At 34.1% G+C, this 16,310-nt stretch carries 18 protein-coding genes and 1 other RNA gene; 9 read left to right on the top strand and 10 right to left on the bottom strand.

Annotated elements, in window-relative coordinates:
- Positions 1–921: a 2-phospho-L-lactate transferase gene (gene cofD, locus ACX119_RS06675; RefSeq protein WP_459350515.1), complete on the bottom strand. Its 921-nt coding sequence runs from the start codon at positions 919–921 to the stop codon at positions 1–3.
- 116 nt (positions 922–1,037) lie between these two features.
- Here cofD and ACX119_RS06670 point away from each other — a divergent pair, with 116 nt between their 5' ends.
- Entirely contained in the window at positions 1,038–2,405 is a 1,368-nt protein-coding gene (locus ACX119_RS06670) for a hypothetical protein (RefSeq protein WP_459350514.1), read from the top strand.
- Between the two features lie 26 nt (positions 2,406–2,431).
- Here ACX119_RS06670 and rnpB read toward each other — a convergent pair.
- Both rnpB and ACX119_RS06660 read right to left on the bottom strand, forming a co-directional pair.
- Positions 2,432–2,712, bottom strand: an RNA gene (rnpB, locus tag ACX119_RS06665) — RNase P RNA component.
- 33 nt (positions 2,713–2,745) lie between these two features.
- Positions 2,746–3,372 (bottom strand): class I SAM-dependent methyltransferase, encoded by a 627-nt coding sequence (locus ACX119_RS06660; protein ID WP_459352008.1) that lies wholly within the window; start codon positions 3,370–3,372, stop codon positions 2,746–2,748.
- Between the two features lie 444 nt (positions 3,373–3,816).
- Here ACX119_RS06660 and ACX119_RS06655 point away from each other — a divergent pair, with 444 nt between their 5' ends.
- Positions 3,817–6,726, top strand: coding sequence for a hypothetical protein (locus ACX119_RS06655; RefSeq protein WP_459350513.1), 2,910 nt, complete (start codon positions 3,817–3,819; stop codon positions 6,724–6,726).
- A 30-nt stretch (positions 6,727–6,756) separates the two neighbouring features.
- Here the strand turns inward: ACX119_RS06655 and ACX119_RS06650 are convergent, their stop codons facing one another.
- Entirely contained in the window at positions 6,757–7,968 is a 1,212-nt protein-coding gene (locus tag ACX119_RS06650; RefSeq protein ID WP_459350512.1) for an NAD(P)/FAD-dependent oxidoreductase, read from the bottom strand.
- 51 nt (positions 7,969–8,019) lie between these two features.
- A complete protein-coding gene (locus tag ACX119_RS06645) occupies positions 8,020–8,229 on the bottom strand; it encodes a hypothetical protein (RefSeq protein ID WP_459350511.1) in 210 nt (69 codons plus the stop codon).
- Between the two features lie 105 nt (positions 8,230–8,334).
- On the opposite strand from ACX119_RS06645, the gene ACX119_RS06640 reads away from it, so the two are divergent.
- Together ACX119_RS06640 and ACX119_RS06635 are read left to right on the top strand one after the other, a co-directional pair.
- Positions 8,335–8,460, top strand: a complete 126-nt coding sequence (locus ACX119_RS06640; RefSeq protein WP_459350510.1) for a hypothetical protein — start codon at positions 8,335–8,337, stop codon at positions 8,458–8,460.
- Positions 8,441–9,022 carry an endonuclease dU gene (locus ACX119_RS06635; protein ID WP_459350509.1) on the top strand — a complete coding sequence of 194 codons (582 nt, stop codon included), beginning with the start codon at positions 8,441–8,443 and terminating at the stop codon, positions 9,020–9,022. The genes ACX119_RS06640 and ACX119_RS06635 overlap by 20 nt, the downstream gene beginning before the upstream one ends.
- On the opposite strand, the gene ACX119_RS06630 is transcribed toward ACX119_RS06635, so the two are convergent.
- The 3 genes from ACX119_RS06630 to ACX119_RS06620 form a co-directional block, all read right to left on the bottom strand.
- Complete coding sequence (locus ACX119_RS06630; protein ID WP_459350508.1) at positions 9,011–9,772, bottom strand: SDR family NAD(P)-dependent oxidoreductase; 762 nt, start codon at positions 9,770–9,772, stop codon at positions 9,011–9,013. The genes ACX119_RS06635 and ACX119_RS06630 overlap by 12 nt on opposite strands.
- A gap of 61 nt (positions 9,773–9,833) precedes the next feature.
- On the bottom strand, positions 9,834–10,709 hold the full coding sequence (locus ACX119_RS06625) for an NAD(P)-dependent oxidoreductase (RefSeq protein ID WP_459350507.1): 876 nt from the start codon (positions 10,707–10,709) through the stop codon (positions 9,834–9,836).
- Positions 10,710–10,739: 30 nt separating this feature from the next.
- Positions 10,740–11,126 carry a hypothetical protein gene (locus tag ACX119_RS06620; RefSeq protein WP_459350506.1) on the bottom strand — a complete coding sequence of 129 codons (387 nt, stop codon included), beginning with the start codon at positions 11,124–11,126 and terminating at the stop codon, positions 10,740–10,742.
- Between the two features lie 81 nt (positions 11,127–11,207).
- Here ACX119_RS06620 and ACX119_RS06615 point away from each other — a divergent pair, with 81 nt between their 5' ends.
- The 4 genes from ACX119_RS06615 to ACX119_RS06600 all read left to right on the top strand — a co-directional run bounded on the left by ACX119_RS06615 (position 11,208) and on the right by ACX119_RS06600 (position 13,396).
- A complete protein-coding gene (locus tag ACX119_RS06615; RefSeq protein ID WP_459350505.1) occupies positions 11,208–11,576 on the top strand; it encodes a C2H2-type zinc finger protein in 369 nt (122 codons plus the stop codon).
- Between the two features lie 298 nt (positions 11,577–11,874).
- A complete protein-coding gene (locus tag ACX119_RS06610) occupies positions 11,875–12,534 on the top strand; it encodes a DsbA family protein (RefSeq protein WP_459350504.1) in 660 nt (219 codons plus the stop codon).
- Complete coding sequence (locus ACX119_RS06605; protein WP_459350503.1) at positions 12,535–13,017, top strand: hypothetical protein; 483 nt, start codon at positions 12,535–12,537, stop codon at positions 13,015–13,017.
- A gap of 121 nt (positions 13,018–13,138) precedes the next feature.
- Positions 13,139–13,396: a hypothetical protein gene (locus ACX119_RS06600; protein WP_459350502.1), complete on the top strand. Its 258-nt coding sequence runs from the start codon at positions 13,139–13,141 to the stop codon at positions 13,394–13,396.
- Between the two features lie 79 nt (positions 13,397–13,475).
- Here ACX119_RS06600 and ACX119_RS06595 read toward each other — a convergent pair whose 3' ends face one another.
- The gene (locus ACX119_RS06595) at positions 13,476–13,823 is read right to left on the bottom strand and encodes a hypothetical protein (RefSeq protein WP_297591907.1); all 348 of its coding nucleotides are present in this window, start codon (positions 13,821–13,823) and stop codon (positions 13,476–13,478) included.
- Positions 13,824–14,247: 424 nt separating this feature from the next.
- Between ACX119_RS06595 and artG the strand changes: the two genes are divergently transcribed.
- Complete coding sequence (gene artG / locus ACX119_RS06590) at positions 14,248–15,177, top strand: thaumarchaeosortase (protein ID WP_459350501.1); 930 nt, start codon at positions 14,248–14,250, stop codon at positions 15,175–15,177.
- On the opposite strand, the gene dinB is transcribed toward artG, so the two are convergent.
- A complete protein-coding gene (dinB, locus tag ACX119_RS06585) occupies positions 15,174–16,268 on the bottom strand; it encodes a DNA polymerase IV (RefSeq protein ID WP_459350500.1) in 1,095 nt (364 codons plus the stop codon). The genes artG and dinB overlap by 4 nt on opposite strands.
- Between the last annotated feature and the right edge of the window lie 42 nt (positions 16,269–16,310).

Here is a 16,310-nt window from a genome sequence, read left to right as displayed (position 1 = left end):
TTATACGTGAACTTGTTTTAGTATAAAATTGGCTAATGCATCTTCAGCAATTTTGTTTTTCATGGTAATCTTTGTCTCAAATACTTTCATATCTAAACTCTGAATTTTCTTAATCAATAATCTGTCTTTGGTATCTACAATGATGTTAGAGCATACGTCTGAATACATCTTTGCCAAGCCATATGCGTTTGATTCTATTCCTGCAGCTTGCATGTATTTTGCCGCCGGGCCGCTAATTGCATTATCTCCAATCAATGGACTAACTGCAACAACTTTTTTCTTTATTTTTGATAATTCTTTTCTTATTCCTTTGATTTGTAGCATAGGTCCAATTGATGTTAATGGATTTCCAGGAGCCAAAATTATCATGTCTGCATCATGTATTGCATTAACTGCTTCTGGGTTTGGACGAGCTTTGTCTGCACCAATATACTGAATTCCTTCCACAGGATCTTTTCCTCTATGTTTTACCCAGTATTCTTGTAAATGTAATTCTCCTTTATCTGTGATGATTCTTGTTTCAATACTGTTATCTGTAACTGGAATAACATTTGCTCTTACAGCAAATTTATCACACATCCATTTTGTGATGTCGCTTAGATTTTTTCCATTCTTTAGCATATTGGTTCTAATCAAATGTGTTGCAGCATCTCTGTCTCCTACTCTAAACCATGTTTCTTCTCCAAACACTTCCATTTGACGTAAAAAATTGAATGTGTCTTTTTTAATTCCCCATCCTCTTTCTTGGTCAAGTAAATCTGCCAGTCCGTAAACTATGGTATCAATATCTGGACATACATAGAGTCCGTAGAGCCAATAATTATCACCCACATTGCTAATTACATTGACTTTGGATTCTTGAGAAACCAAACCTCGAACCAGCTTGACTGATCCTGTTCCACCTGCTAAGACTGTTATCATACCATTTTCCCCTAAAACTGCAAAGTCTACATTTGATACTACATATTACTTTTTCAAAAAATACCGATCCAGTTTATTGGGATAAGTTTATTACCTTAATTTCATGGATTTTACTCGTGTCTAGGGCTGTAATTCTCACCGTCTTACTTGCTGGCCTCATTGTTATGGGTACTAGTGCTCCTGCATGGGCTGCTCAATTAGATGCTAGAATTAATCCAAATAATGATTCATCTCCATTTAAGATGAGTTATCTCAAAACTGTGTTTTTAGAATATCCAAATGGTGGTGAACTATTTGATGTATTGCGTGACAAAGAATGGGTAGTATCTGGAACTGCTGATTCCTCAGATCCTGGTGTGGTTCAACTCATCAAAAAACTCAATGAGGGCATTAAAGCCGATGGTAGCCAAGCAAGAATTTCTGATATGACTGTGACTTATAATTTTCATCTTAATGCTAGAAACATAAACACATCAATTGATTATCGAGTAATATTAGAAGGTGAATTAACTGATTATGTAATTACTAAAGATTCTCAGAGAACTCTTGTTGATTTAGGATGGAGAGGACTTTCTGCAGATGGTGAAGTTGTCGTTGATGGAATTGATATTAACTTACCACTAAACATCTTAAGAGAGAAAGAACCAGCAGCTTTTGCAATTATTGATACACCTGAGGCTGAAAATGTGTTAAAGAAACCTCTAATCAACGCAGATTTTATTTTAGAACAACCAATTACAAACTGGCACTTTTTGTTTGACCCAACCGGAATCAATGTTGATGCTGGAACTTTTGGATTAGACCAAGAGATTGCAGGATTTGTAGTTTCTAGTTGGACTATGGGTGAGAGTAGTTTAAGAGAAGGAAGACAAGTAGAACGTGTCTTTGAAGCTGAGATTAATGCAGATCAAAAGTATGTTGTTAGAAGTGTACAGTCTGCAGATCAAGGTAACTTGTATACCATTGGATTTGGTGCTTTAGATAAATTAGATGGAGTTGAAATTGCTGGGGTTACACCAAAACCACCAGAGGGTTATGCAACAACATCTACTGGTGACTTTCCAATTATGATAGTTTATGGAATGGCAGGAGTTGCAGCCATTGCAGGAATTGCATTTTTCTTTGTAAGTAGCAGATCACTCAAAAATGAAAAAGTTGGACAACAGGGAATTGATCCAAGTAGATTGGTTGGTTATCAGACTAGTGCCTCATCTGGTGGTTATCAGACTAACAGGGGAGAAGCCCAACTAAAAGATGATGCTAATTATCAGCAAACTAGAAGTGTTTATGAAAATACTGTTCCTCAGGAAACCGTCACACCCCCTCCAACCACTGCAAATCGAGAAGAAGCAGCATGTGGATGTGCAGCCTCTGCTGAAATGGGTTCTGAATGTGACTGTGCAATGCAAGGTTCTTGTCTATGTGATGCAACTTGTCAGTGTACTGCAGACTTGTGCAAAGAACAAGCTCATTCGATGAGTTAGACATTTAAAAAATATTAAAAAATTATGTGTGCTGGGAGTAACCCTCCTTCTGTTTTCACGATATTACGCTTTGCAGCCTACCTGAACTTAGTACAGGATCTTTGAGTTCTGTTTGGCTTTACTCCATGTGGGTCGGCCTTTTTCATTCCTTCAATGGAAACCTCAGGTTTTCACCATCATAGTACGCCATATTGGATTCATTTCTGCTCCGTTGCCAATCATCTCTGATTATACATCTCCGTATCACATTTCCTGTATGGAGGGAGGAGTTTCCTCTGCCGTAGCAGCGTGTCGTGCTCCAGCTCACATAATTCTACTAGATCTTTATTGAATTTGAATATTACTTTGGCTTTGTGCCTATGATAAAGAGAGTTCCAAACTCTCTCTTCCATTTCTTTTTACTTTGTGAATCTTTGATGTGTTTTGTTTTAACAATAAATCCTGCATTTGTAAAAAACTCTTTCCATTCTTTTTCTGAATGCAAATGCATCTGAATCTTCATTATGCCTTTCCATCTTGCAGTTGCTTTGTTGTCTGAATAAAAGTCTGTACCACAATAAAATATTCCTCCTGGCGATAACAGATTATAGATTTTTTTCAATGATTTTTCTATAGAATCAACATAGTATAATGACTCCATTGAAAAGATATAATTGAATTTCCCTGAATACTTCCATGAATCAATGTCTGTATGAAAATACTTTTCCTTGTTACTAGTGATTTTCTTTTTTGCTTGGATGATCATCTTTTTACTTTTATCAATTCCAATTGCTTTTTTGCAATTTGTCTCTTCTGAAATCTTTCTTACTATCCAACCATTACCACAACCAAAATCTAAGAAAGTAAATGGTTTCTCAAACGAAATTTTATCTAAAAATTTGGAGACATTTTTTCCATGCTCAATTTCCATTAATTCTGCTCTTCCATTTTGTGCCCATTCATCAAATGTTTTTCTGACTCCATCAATTTTTTGTTGTTTTTTGTTTTGCAATTTAATAATCTCACTGATCTTTTGTATGAACGACTTCTACGTTCTGCTTATATCTATTTTTGATTTACTCCAATTGAATAGAATTGCCAGATGAATCATGTCGAAAATGTGGTGGAAAAATAAGAGAGAATACAAAATGTTCTCATTGTATGCAACCTAATAGCATGATTTGTTTGTCTTGTGCACATAGCACAACAGAGCAATTCCATTTCCTTTGCAAGTATAAATCGACCAACCAAACCAACGCTGTGCCAAAAGTCAAGTCTGGCAACTATCGTATGGTAGTTGCCATGGCTTGATTTTAATAAAAAAGGAGTAGTTTTAGGATCTTAGCTGCCTAAATTTTATTAAAGATGAACCGAGGCTTTGATCTCTATGGGGAAAATTCTGCTTGTTTTTAGCCTGATCGTGCTCCTCTTTATGCCTGTTTATGCTTCTGCTCAAAGTTCTGACAGAATTACAATTCTTGATAATTTTGGCACCTATGATAATGGTGAACCTTTATTCATTTTCGGAAAAGTCGCCAAAGTCTCAGATGATGCATTTCTGATAATGCAGATAATAAATCCCCAAGGAGACATGTGTCAAATTCAGCAACTTATTCCATTACCTGATGGAGATTTTATTACTGACATAATTCCCCTAAAGGGCCGAATCTGTGGAATTCCTGGAAACTATGAGGTAAAATTATTCTATGGTGATAATTCTAAAACTACCACTTTTCAAGTCTCTAACAACTCATTCACTGAACTTTCTGAAGGCCAAAAAATCATTCTAGCAAAACAATTACTAGAAAAACAATCCACAATTATTAATGATGTATTTGATTTGTCAAATCCTATAACAAACTCAACCGCAAATACTTTGCATGATTTAGAAAAAGAATATGTTGCTTTTTGGGATGAATTTTTCACAGATGAATTAATCTTTGAAATTAGTCCTATAATTAGACCCGCGGCCTCATCTTCGTTGGATGCAGTTGAGAAATTATTAGAACAGAGTGAAATATCATTTGATGTTGCAAAATCAATTGATAGAACTATCTTTACTGCAATATTTTATTATGAAATTGGTGATAAATCTAAAGCAATTGATTTACTAACTGACGCATTTGTTGATATCAGAAATGTAAATCCAGAAAAAATTACTCAAAGAACTGCAACATTTGATGAATTAGAAGACACACTTCTCAATTTAATGACAAAATCTGACACTGTAATGAGTAAACAAGTAAAGACTGAGGTTGGTTTTATCTTTGCAAGGGGAACTGCCCCTGTTTATGCCGATGAGATTTCACAACTTATTGATTTGCTTTCAAAGTCTAGATATCTAGATGTGATATCCAGAAAGCAAAGTGATCTTTATAGATTCATTCAAAACGATTGGGAATCTCTAAAGAATTCTATGATGGGCAAAGAATCCATTGAGAAGTTATTAGAGTCTCATTCTTTTGTATCTGAACTACATTCAGCATCACTGTTATTGCGAGAACTGGATACTGTTGAACGCTTTATTTCATCCAATTCCACTGATAATAGCGAATTAGCTAACATAATCATGCCTGACTGGCAGGACTTGGAAAATAATTTGGCATTGGCAACATCAGTTAATGATATTCTGGATGCAGAATCTGAAATCAATGTAATGTCTCAAGTAATTGATATTTCTGATAGAATAAACAAAAGCGTAGAGATTTCACAATCCACTGGTGTAAACTCTAGTCTTGTCTCTGATTGGAAGGAGTTGCTTGACAGAATAAAGAATGCTGATTCTATAGATGAGATTTTGGTTATTGTTTCTGAATTTGATAAATCAATGACAGAATTGAGAGAAAAACGTAATCCACTGATCGTTTTAGAGTATCAATATCAAGCAATGAAGGAAAAAGCTGAACTTCAAGCAGATTATCAAAACTTGTATTTGATTGATAATGCCCTTCAAATTCTTGACACTGCAAAACAAATGGAATCTGGAAATCCCTCAATTACTAGAATAGATAGAATTGAAGTTTTACTAACATGGGTTAGTGAGAAAGCCCCCGAAATAAAATCTGATCTTGACTCGTATGATAAGGATGCATTCAAAATACGTGCTAGCGATATTTTGCAAAGAGCAAAATCAATTGAGAACCTGGTAGAACTAAGTATTACAAAAAATAGATTCCTGCCAAATTATCTAGAATTTACAGAAACATTTAACGAAAAAATTGACAAAGTTAGAGATCTTGTAATCCAAAATGAATTAGAAGATGCTGATGATCTTGTTAGACAACTATTTGATGAATGGACTCAGGTTTCTGATGCATATGCAAAGGATCCATATGGCTCTGATGTAGGATATACTCCTGATGAAATAAAACGAATTGAATTCCGCAAGAAACTAGATGGATTCTCAAATATGGTCTCCACATTTTATAACGCTGAATTTTCCGAACATGTTGATGAGTATAATCGATTAATTGATGAGGCCTATCGATTAATTGAGATTGCAAATTTTGTTGATGCTGAGGCCAAAATTACACAAATCGGCAAATTTTTGAGTGAATATCTGGTGTTACGTAATCCTAGCATCATATATGATATATCGTTTGCACCTGAGAAAAATATCTGGGTGATAACTGGGGCAACTGAAAAATCTCTCTTTGATAGAAGAGAGAATCTTTATGTCACTGTTTACAACATGGATGGTTCAAAACATAGTAGTTTGGAATTTACTGATACTAGACAAGGTGACTTTTTCACACAGTGGATTGCGCCAACAGATCCTGGATTATATGTTGTAATGTTGCAGTACAAAAACTCAAAGGCCACACAAATTGTTCATATTGAAGAAAAATTTGACTTCAAATATGACAAAGATAATTTGAATATGGTAGATTTAGCTCGTGAATTTGAGGAGCTTGAATCCTTTGCAAAAAGATTTGGTGGTGAAAACCTAGATGAAAATCCTAGATTTGCAGATGTGATAAATGACATTGAGTCAGGATTTGCAAATAGAAATGCTGAAAATGTTGATGAAAAACTTGATGATCTAAAACATCTAATTGACAGATATCTTCCAATACGCTCTCGTGTTGGAGTAATTGAAGCAACCTATGATGATGATAAATTGTTGTTATCTGGAGCAGTTCAAAAGACCATTGCGTTTAGAGAGGATCTCTTTGTTGATGTTTATAATCAAAAAGGCGAACATGTAGAGGAAATTGCACTAAAGGATAATTCTTCGGGATTATTCAACGAAGTTTTACCTCGTTCATTTGATTCAGGCATGTATGTTGTACAATTGCAATACCATGATGTTATAGTAACTGACTTTTTTATTGTAAACTAGTTTTTTAAAACCTGGTTTCGTTTAACTGCACTACTTTCCTTTAACTAGATTGAACAACTGTCTCACTGCAAGCTTGGGATGATGCGTTGCCAGTTTTAACATATTCGATAACCCAAAATCTGCTTTTATAAAATCAAGAAATTCTTCTGGCTTTAGTTCTTTGATTATATCTAATTCCTTATCCCATTCTTTGTCTGATAACCCAATCCATCTGTTTTGAACTTTGCCTGCAGAATTTATTTTTGATTCAATGGCTTTTCTCCAATAATCTTCGTATGGATAAAGCGATTTTTCATCTGTGTTGTTGTTTTTTATTGCCTCTGATGCAACTTTACCTGCAATTCTTCCAAATCTGATTGCATATCTAATTCCTTCTAATACTAGTGGATTTGCTTGTCCTGCAGAATCCCCCACCAACATCAAATTGTTAAAAACTGTCTTTCTTGACAGCCCGTCATTTGGTATTAATCCATAATGAAACTCTATTGGTGTTATCTCTCCTAGTTTTTTTATTGGACCTAATTTTTTCTCTATGATTTTTTTTAATCTCTGTGTAGGATCTACATTTGATTCTGGTTTTCCAACACCAACCCCCACTCTTACAATGTTATTACCTAGTGGAAATATCCATGCATAACCTGCAGGAGAATACTCTTGTCCTACCATTAGCCACCATGTATCTGCATCAACACTTTCCACTTTGGCTTCGTATTCAGCACCTGCCCCGAATCTTTTCCACTGTGTTGCAAAACCCATTGATTTGCAAACAGTAGAAGGAAATCCACTTGCATCAATTACCACTTTGGAGTGAAAATTTACTTTTCCTTCCGGTGATACCCCGCTAACTCCTACAATGTCGCCGTGTTCATTTTTTATTACATCATTGATGTTTGTCTTTAGAAAAATTTCCACTCCTTCTTTTTTAGATTGCTCCGCTAACCATCTGTACGTTTTTCTAACATCTAAAACTGCAGCTCTTGGGATATAATCATTTATTGTAACTTCGTTATTAGGTGAGCAAAAGGAAAAATTCCTTATTGGATTATAGCAATCATCTGGAATGCCAAACTCCTTTATGCTCTGAATCCATGTAACTCCACTGGTTCTTACAGTCTCTGCAATTGAATTTTCCTTTTCTAATAATGCAACTTTGACTCCATTTTTTGCTGCAGCATATGCTGCTGATGACCCTGCGGGGCCACCGCCTACTACTACTAAATCATAATTATATTCAGAATTCATTTTAATTAAAATGAGAATTGTCTAGGATATAATTTTGAGGAAACCGATTAATTATTTTTTTAACACTGGATTGCCTGTAGAGTCGTTCTCTCTTTCTGAATCAAAGGTTTCCATATGTGCTGGATCTCGATGCATAAAACTATGTGTCTCTCCTTCTTTTTTCCTACAAAACTTTGAATGAATAGTTTCCTCTATCTTTAGGGTGACTTCATTCTCATGAAATAGACGCTTTCCGCAGTCTGGACATATAATTTCAGGCATAATTCGGGTTTGTATCAAATCTATTTAGATGTTTCAAACTAGAGGCATGTGATTTTCAAATAAACCAAACCCAAACTTTAGATGTTGAATAATCCATTATTTTTTATGGATGAATCTGAAATCTCATCTTTTTTGATCTGGTCTGGAATAACGGCAATCATAATGGTAGTGTCTGGAATAACCTATTGTGCATATTTGAGGAAAAAGAATCATGAGATCTCTTCATCTTGAAAAAAAGGGACTACGCGGTTTAGCAATTGCTGAGAGTTTTAAAGAAAATTCAAAAAAATCAATCTTTTCAGGCGTGGTAATGCGAAGAGATTTTTTAATTGATGGCTTTGTTTTTGGAAGTTCTACATTAGAAGGTGATGATGCAACAGATACAATTTTGAAAATGTATTATGATCTCAATAGACCTGACATTAGCTATGTTTTGATATCTGGATTAATTGTATCAATGTATAATATAATTAACATAAAAAAATTAGCAGATACTCTACAACTTCCAATAATTGGAATCTCCTTTAATGACTCAGATGGATTAGAGGATGCGATTAAACATCACTTTCCAAACTCTTATGAATCAAAAATAATTGCTTACAGAAAACTAGGAAATCGTGAAACAATTCTTTTAGATAATTCTCATGTATTGTATGTTCGAAAAGAAGGTTGCACTTTAAATGAAGTAAAACATCTTTTAAACAATTTAATCTTGCATGGTTCTGTACCTGAACCAATTCGTGTATCTCAATTACTTGCAAAAACTTTACTTCAGAAAGGATTATCCTTCTGAAGCTGTTTTACCACCATCTACATTTAGTATGGTGCCTGTTACCCAATTGGCCTCATCTGAAGCCAAGTAAAGTGCAGCATTTGCTACATCAATAGGTTCTCCTACTCTTGCAAGTGGTAATCTCTCTTCTAAGACTTTTCTTGCTTGAGGATCATCTAGATATGGTTTGATCATTCCCGAATTAATAATTCCTGGATTAACACAATTGCATCTGATGTTTTTTCTTGCATATTCAACTGCAATTGATTTTGTAAACATTGAGATTGCAGCCTTTGTTGCTGAATATACTGCCAGATGAACTCTTGGAATTGCTCTTTCACTTGATATTGAACCGATATTTACGATGGAACCATTTTTGACATCAGACATTTTTGTAAGTACTGCTTTTGTCATGTGAAAAACTCCGAATAGATTGATATCGATTAGTTTCTTAATCTCTGAATCTGACATATCATGAAAATGGACAGGATCATTGATTGCCCCTGCATTATTTACTAGGATGTCTATTTTTCCATATGTATCCATGATTTGATTTACTGTTTGTGATACTTGTGATTCATTTGTAAGATCACATGATATTGAGACTGTGGAATCCTCACTTCCTATCTCTTTTCTGGTCTTCTCTAGGACTTCTAAATTTCTTGCAATGAGAACAACCTTTGCACCTTCTTCTACAAATCTCTTAGCAATTCCTTTTCCGATGTCACTTGATGCACCTGTGACAATAGCAACTTTGTCATTTAATCGCATATTTTGATATAATTATCATAGCTTATAGAATTTTTGTTGAATTTCATTCGTAAAATTAATTTTAATTTGTTTTATTGATCTTTTTGAGATATTCAATAATCCCTGTATAATCAATTTCTCCAAACCCTTCTTTTACGGCATTCTCATAAACCCCTTCGGCACTTTTCAACATTGGTAATTCAATCCCCAAGGATTTTGCAGTGTTGGCCATAGTTGTGATATCTTTTTTTAGATTTGATAGTGTGAATGTGGTCTCATATCTTCCCTCAATCATCTTGTAAGCCTTTTTCTCACTCATGCCTGTTTTAAAATAAGTAGAGTTTAGAATTTCAAGGAAAATTTTTGGATCCACATCTGCCTTTTTCACCAAGGTGATTCCCTCTGCTAATGACAAAGCTAGCATTGTGATCTGAAGATTCATTGCAAGCTTTACTGTATTTGCAACTCCCTCTTCTCCTAGAAAGAATACTTTGTTTGCAATCTTTTCAAATAGATTTCTAAATGTTTCAAATGACTCTTTATTTCCAGAGGCCATCATTACCAAGTTTCCTGAAATTGCAACGTTAGGTCCGCCCATCACAGGAATGTCTAATTTAGAAATTCCGTGTTTTTTAAAATTATTTGAAATGTCTTTAGATTCGTTTGGAGAAATTGTACTCATATCTGCAACAATTATTTTTTGATTTTTCGCTTCAATAATACCGTCTTTTTCAAAAGATACTCTTTTTACTGCATCTGCATCTTTGACAATTGTAATTACAAGGTCTGAATTTTCAGCAACCTCTTTAGGTGTTGTTACAACCTTTGCACCTTTTCTCTCTGCTTGTAGAGTTTTTTCTTTTGTTCTATTGTAAACTGTCAATTCAAAACCTTCATCAAGTAAATGTAATGCAACAGCATTTCCAAGCATTCCAAGTCCAATTATTCCAACTTTCATTTCCATTATTCCTCTGAATTTGATTTTATATTAATGGCGTTCCTCATCTTGAATTTCCCATTGACTACTTCCAAATCTTGGAGCAGCAAATTCTATTTGTCCTATTGTTTTTTCTCCTCTCTTTACTTTTGCAAAATCAAATTTTTTCATTCTAAAGACTTTTTCTTTTGGTTTGTAACCTCCTTCTATTACTTTGATTTTGAAACGTTTACTTGCTTTGATAATCATCTTTCTTGCCATTTGAACATCTCCCATCCATGAAAACATTTCAAAATCTCCAAAATTTTTTGTTGAAATGGAATATCCGTACAGTCTGGCTTCTAATTTTGTGCCTGCTTTTTTTGATTGCTCATTTAGCCATTCTATTACTTCTTGACCGTACCCTTTCTCAACTCCAAATGTTTCAGAATCACGCATATTCTAAATTCATCATTTTAACAATAATAATCATTTTCAATTAATGTTAAACTAAAATAATGATTTTACTCTCAAAACCTTATGCTGACCATAGATTGCAAAGATGTCAAATCTATTCAAAATGAATTACTAGTCTATGTAGCTGATCAAGTTGCGGCAATTCCAACTCTGAAACATCACCAATTCACTTTATCTGAATTTGATGATGATCAAATAGTTGATAACACAACAGTGATTTCTGCGATCAAAGAATTTCTTGATTCTATTGGGGAGATTCATAATTTCGCGGTAATCTCTAACAATGATATGATCACCATAAAATCTATCTCTGGTAAAACAATTGAAAGAGAATCTTCCCCTCAAGATGAGATGTTTTCATGCACCCACTGTGGGTTTGTTACACGATACCAAGTAGAACTTACTACACATATGCGAATTCATTATCTTTGAATATTATCTTGATTTTAAAAAATGGATTTTAGACAGGATCTTTATAAGCACAGATGATACAAGTTATCTGTGGAAAAATACTCTAAACATAAAATAACAAAAGTCTATTGTGAAAAATGTAATATTGTCCTAGAATCAAGATCAAAATTTGAAAAGCATCTTCAAAGCCATTCATCTAGTGTAACATGTGAGGCATGTCCTATTGATACTGCCATTTCTAAATTTACAAGTCTGTTTAAAAGAAAATCTTCAAGGAATTTGGAATAAGTTTTTTTAACTGCTTCTTCAAGTTCGAGTATTGAAGAAATTACCTATAGTAGTCGGTGTAATTGTAATTGCAATTATTGTGGGCGTGGCTGCGTCATTATCTGCCTCCCCTGAAACTGTTAATTTGGATATGAGTAGGAGCCATGGAACAATTTCTACTGCAATGGGGTCTCCAATTCTAGGTGATCCATCAGCTCCGATAACTATTGTTGAATTTGGAGATTACCAGTGCCATCAATGCTATAATTGGTTTCACAATACAAAACCTGCTATAACTCGTGATTATATTGATACTGGAAAAGCAAATCTTGTTTTTGTTGACATGGCTTTCTTAGGTCGTGATTCTCCAAAAGCAGCTCAAGCAACATATTGTGCTGAAGAGCAAGGAATGTATTGGGAATATCATGACATGCTTTACAATTTACAAGAAGATAAAATAGATAATGGTTGGGCAAACTCTGAAAGACTCAAAGCAATTGCACTTAGCTTAGGCCTTGATGGCGAATTGTTTGATGGCTGTCTTGACTCTGGAAAATACTCTAAACGTGTTCAATACAACACTCAACAAGCAAGAGAACATGGCGTCAAAGGAACCCCTGGATTCTTTATTGTTGGTCCTAATGGACAGCAACAGATAGGCGGTGCACAACCATTCTCTGTGTTTAAGCAAGTATTGGATCAAATGATCTAAATGAATGAAGTAAAACTAGTATTTTCTAACGTCAACTATCTTGTTTTGGCAATAACCATTTTTGCAATTATGGTAACTGGACTGCTAATCATTTCAGAATACATCTTCTTGGAGCCTTATTTGGTTGGTCACGTTCCATCAGGAACTGAATTGGGATTTCTCTTAATTGTAATTCTTTCAGCTCTCTCTTCCTTGGTTGTTCCAATGAATATTTTTAGAATCAACATGTTGAAAAGATCTAAACGTAAAATGAGTGGGGGGATATTCGGATCCTTTATTGGTGCAGCTGCTGGTGCATGCAGTTGTGGCCCCATTGGATTTGCAGTAATATCGACTTTTGGCTCTGTAGGCGCTACAGCTACTGCGTTTCTAACAAATTATGAAATCCCCATTCGTATTGTTGCAATTGGTATCTTAGCAATTACCTATTTTACCACAATTAAATCCCTCAAGATTGAATGCAAATTAAATTCCAATGCCTAGGCAGAGAATCTTACTTTTTTGGGAATAAATTACAAAAATTTTGCTAAACTTTTCAGATCTTTACAAAAAATGATCTCTTTCAAAATTTTATTAATGAGAATTTGTAACTACAAGTGATTAAATGGCCAAAATAAGAGTAAGAAATGCAAGAGGTACGGGATATGTCTATGTTGACAGTGAGGATGGAAAATGGCAAGGAGAAGAATTCAAAAAAGATCAAGCTGCCCGAAAGGAAGCATCCAAAGACAAGTATATCACAGTAGGTCGTGGTACAAGCAAAATAAAATTTGGTGATATTCAAAGCACACCAACAAAATCCACAAAAGGTTTGTGGGTTAGTTCTGGACGAGGTACTGGAAAAAGAAAATTAAGTAAATAGATGTTGAGTTACCTCATCAAAATTTTTTAAAACAAATTAAATGACGATATTAATTATAGAAAAAATAAAAGAGGTCTGCTCACTTGAAAGAACGAACCTTTCTTACTACTTTGTTATGATCTAATGATGCAGTAGTAGTGACATACAAAATATGATTTTTTCCTGCTGGAATCACTATGCGTTTTACCTTGTCATATTCTGCAACTACGTATTTGCATGGTCCAAGAGATTTTAGAAGCTTCTTTCTTAAGCTCCAATCTTTTGCAGCAGCCTTCAATGATGCCAAACTTTGTTTTTTTGACACCAAAAGATTGACTTTCTTTGAACGTGCTGAAAATACCAATTTGCCTTTTAGATCGCACACACTGACAACTCTGACAGATGGGCTTACCTTCAAAACTTTTTCAACAGCTTCTTGAATTTCCATAATTAAAAGAAAAACAATCTAGGTGATAAGATTTTCTAAAGATCTTAAATATAATGTCATATTTTTCTCATTTTCATTTATTTTAAAAATTTCAAAATTTTTACAAAATAATTCAATTGATGGATTGACACTAGATTTTGATTCAATTATTTTTCTTAAAGAAAAAATGATGCCTGATTGACTATTTGTATAAATTATACACTAAAAGGGCAAACTTTTACAACCTTGGAATGTATCTTGTACCCTTTTGAAATGTTTTTGTGACCTACATTTACGTCCCAATAAGGCCAAGTAGAAGAGATCCTGATGATGAAGATCATGAAAACTCTGAAGACTAGACCTGATTTTGTATGATGTTTGCAAGTGATATATTTTAAAATTATAAGGTCGACCTATTTATTTACCATAATTCTGGTTAAATTAAATGCAAAACTGGAATTTGATATTTGGAATTTTGATAATATCTAGTCCAATTTTATTTTCAATGATTGCGTTTCCTGATTCTATTGCATGGAGTTGGAATGAAGGTCGAGGAGGGTATTTCTTTGCACTAGTTTTTATAATTGCTGAATTAGTTGGTCTAAAAATCGTTATTTCAAAAAAACGACTCTTATCAGTAATGCCAATGGCAATTGCAACAATTGGTTATCTTATTTCACTAGAGTATGGTTTGCGAGAATACATTATTGCATCTGCAGAATCTTTTGATGTACAATTAATTTTTTCATGGACTTGGATGTGGGACTTTGTAGTTATGGCTATTTTTACAGTGGCTGCCTTGAGTATATTTTTTGGAAAACGTTGGATTCGAATTGCACCTGCAGGTCCTATCTTTCTAACTGGTACTGCAATAATTTTATCCCTTGATGCATTTTTCCCATATGATACTTTAGGACCTCTTCAATATATTGTTCCATATTTTGTTCAAGCAAATGTTGGATTAATTACAATGCTAGAACTTGGAACTGCAGTAGCAAGAGATAACGTGATGTTTTTAAGAGGTGATCATGGCTCAATTGCACTTCAGGTTTTCTGGCCATCTGCTGGTGTTCATAGCATCATCATCTTCTCTTTAGTAATTGGGGCATTTATGCTGAAAATGAATATTCCTAGAAAAAGAAAAATCATTTATTTTATTTTGGGAATTATTGGAACAATTACTGTTAATTTAATCCGAATTTTTTCATTATCATGGTATGCTCTCAAAGTAACAACGGATCCTGTAGCGTGGGAGGAATATCATAAAATTGCAGGTGAGATTATGTTTTTGCCGTGGTTATTTGCCTTTATTTTGGTGGTAATTTTGATTGAATCAAGAAGACTCAAGAAGATTGAATCTCAAAAACCTGCCTAGAAAAAACTCGTAATATCTCTTTGACCTTGAATTTCTGAGAGTTCTGCAACTTTTACTCCTAACCTTCTAACTGTAATTGTTTGATTTTCCAACGCTTCTTTTAGCAATTGTACTGCATTTTTTTGCAATTCCTCAAAATGGGATGTGGGATTTCTTAGCATTCTTGATTTTGATTTGTTAGATAAATCCGATTGAACAAAATGAACTCCTACTGATTTGAAAGCTTTATTATTTTTAATTACAGCATCATGCACTTCCTTACATAACTCTATTAAATTCTCTAAAAGAAACTCATAGTCTTTGGAATCTTTTTTTAATGTGGTGATCTTGCTAAATTGAATACTTGACTCTCTCTCTTTTACTGGCTCGTTGTCTATTCCTCTGATTGCATTGTAAATGTAAGTGCCACTCTTTCTGCCAAATTCCTTGTGCAATGTAAAAACATCTAATTTTTTTAAATCCTCAATAGTCTCTAATTTCATTTCTGAAAATATCTGTTCTGTTTTCTTACCAATTCCAGGAATAGTCCTAATTGGCAATGTATCTAAAAAGACTTCAATCTTATCTGGAGGTACAACTGTAAGACCGTCAGGTTTTTTGTAATCGGAAGCAATTTTTGAAATTAATTTATTTGGAGAAATTCCAATAGAACAACTAAGTTTTACTTTGTCTCTGATTGTGTTTTTAATTTGTTGTGCCAAGTGCATGGCTTTATCAAAGTCACCATTACTTCTTTTTGTAACATCCAAGTATGCTTCATCTTTTCCAACATATTCAAAAATGTCTGCAAACTCTTTCATAATCTGCATTGCTTTATCTGAAATCTCAATATAGTAATCAAAATCTACAGGCAAAAAGACAGCATCACTTCTTTCCTCTAGTCTTTTTTTGGCAAAAGCAATTGGTATTCCTGATTTGACACCGAACTTTCTTGCAGTGTAATTTGCAGTAGCAATTGCTCCGCTGTCTCCCCCTCTATCTGAATACACACAAACACATACTGGTTTTGATTTTAACTCGGGATTTCTGATTTCTTCACACTGTGCAAAAAAATAATCAAAATCTATGTGGAAGACCACTCTTGATTCCAATATTAATCAAAATGTTTTTGATTATTACTATATTATGTGTTC

The sequence above is a fragment of the Nitrosopumilus sp. S4 genome, assembly GCF_054515835.1.
The sequence above is the reverse complement of the archived record's forward strand: the minus strand, read 5'-3'. Positions and strand labels throughout refer to the sequence as shown.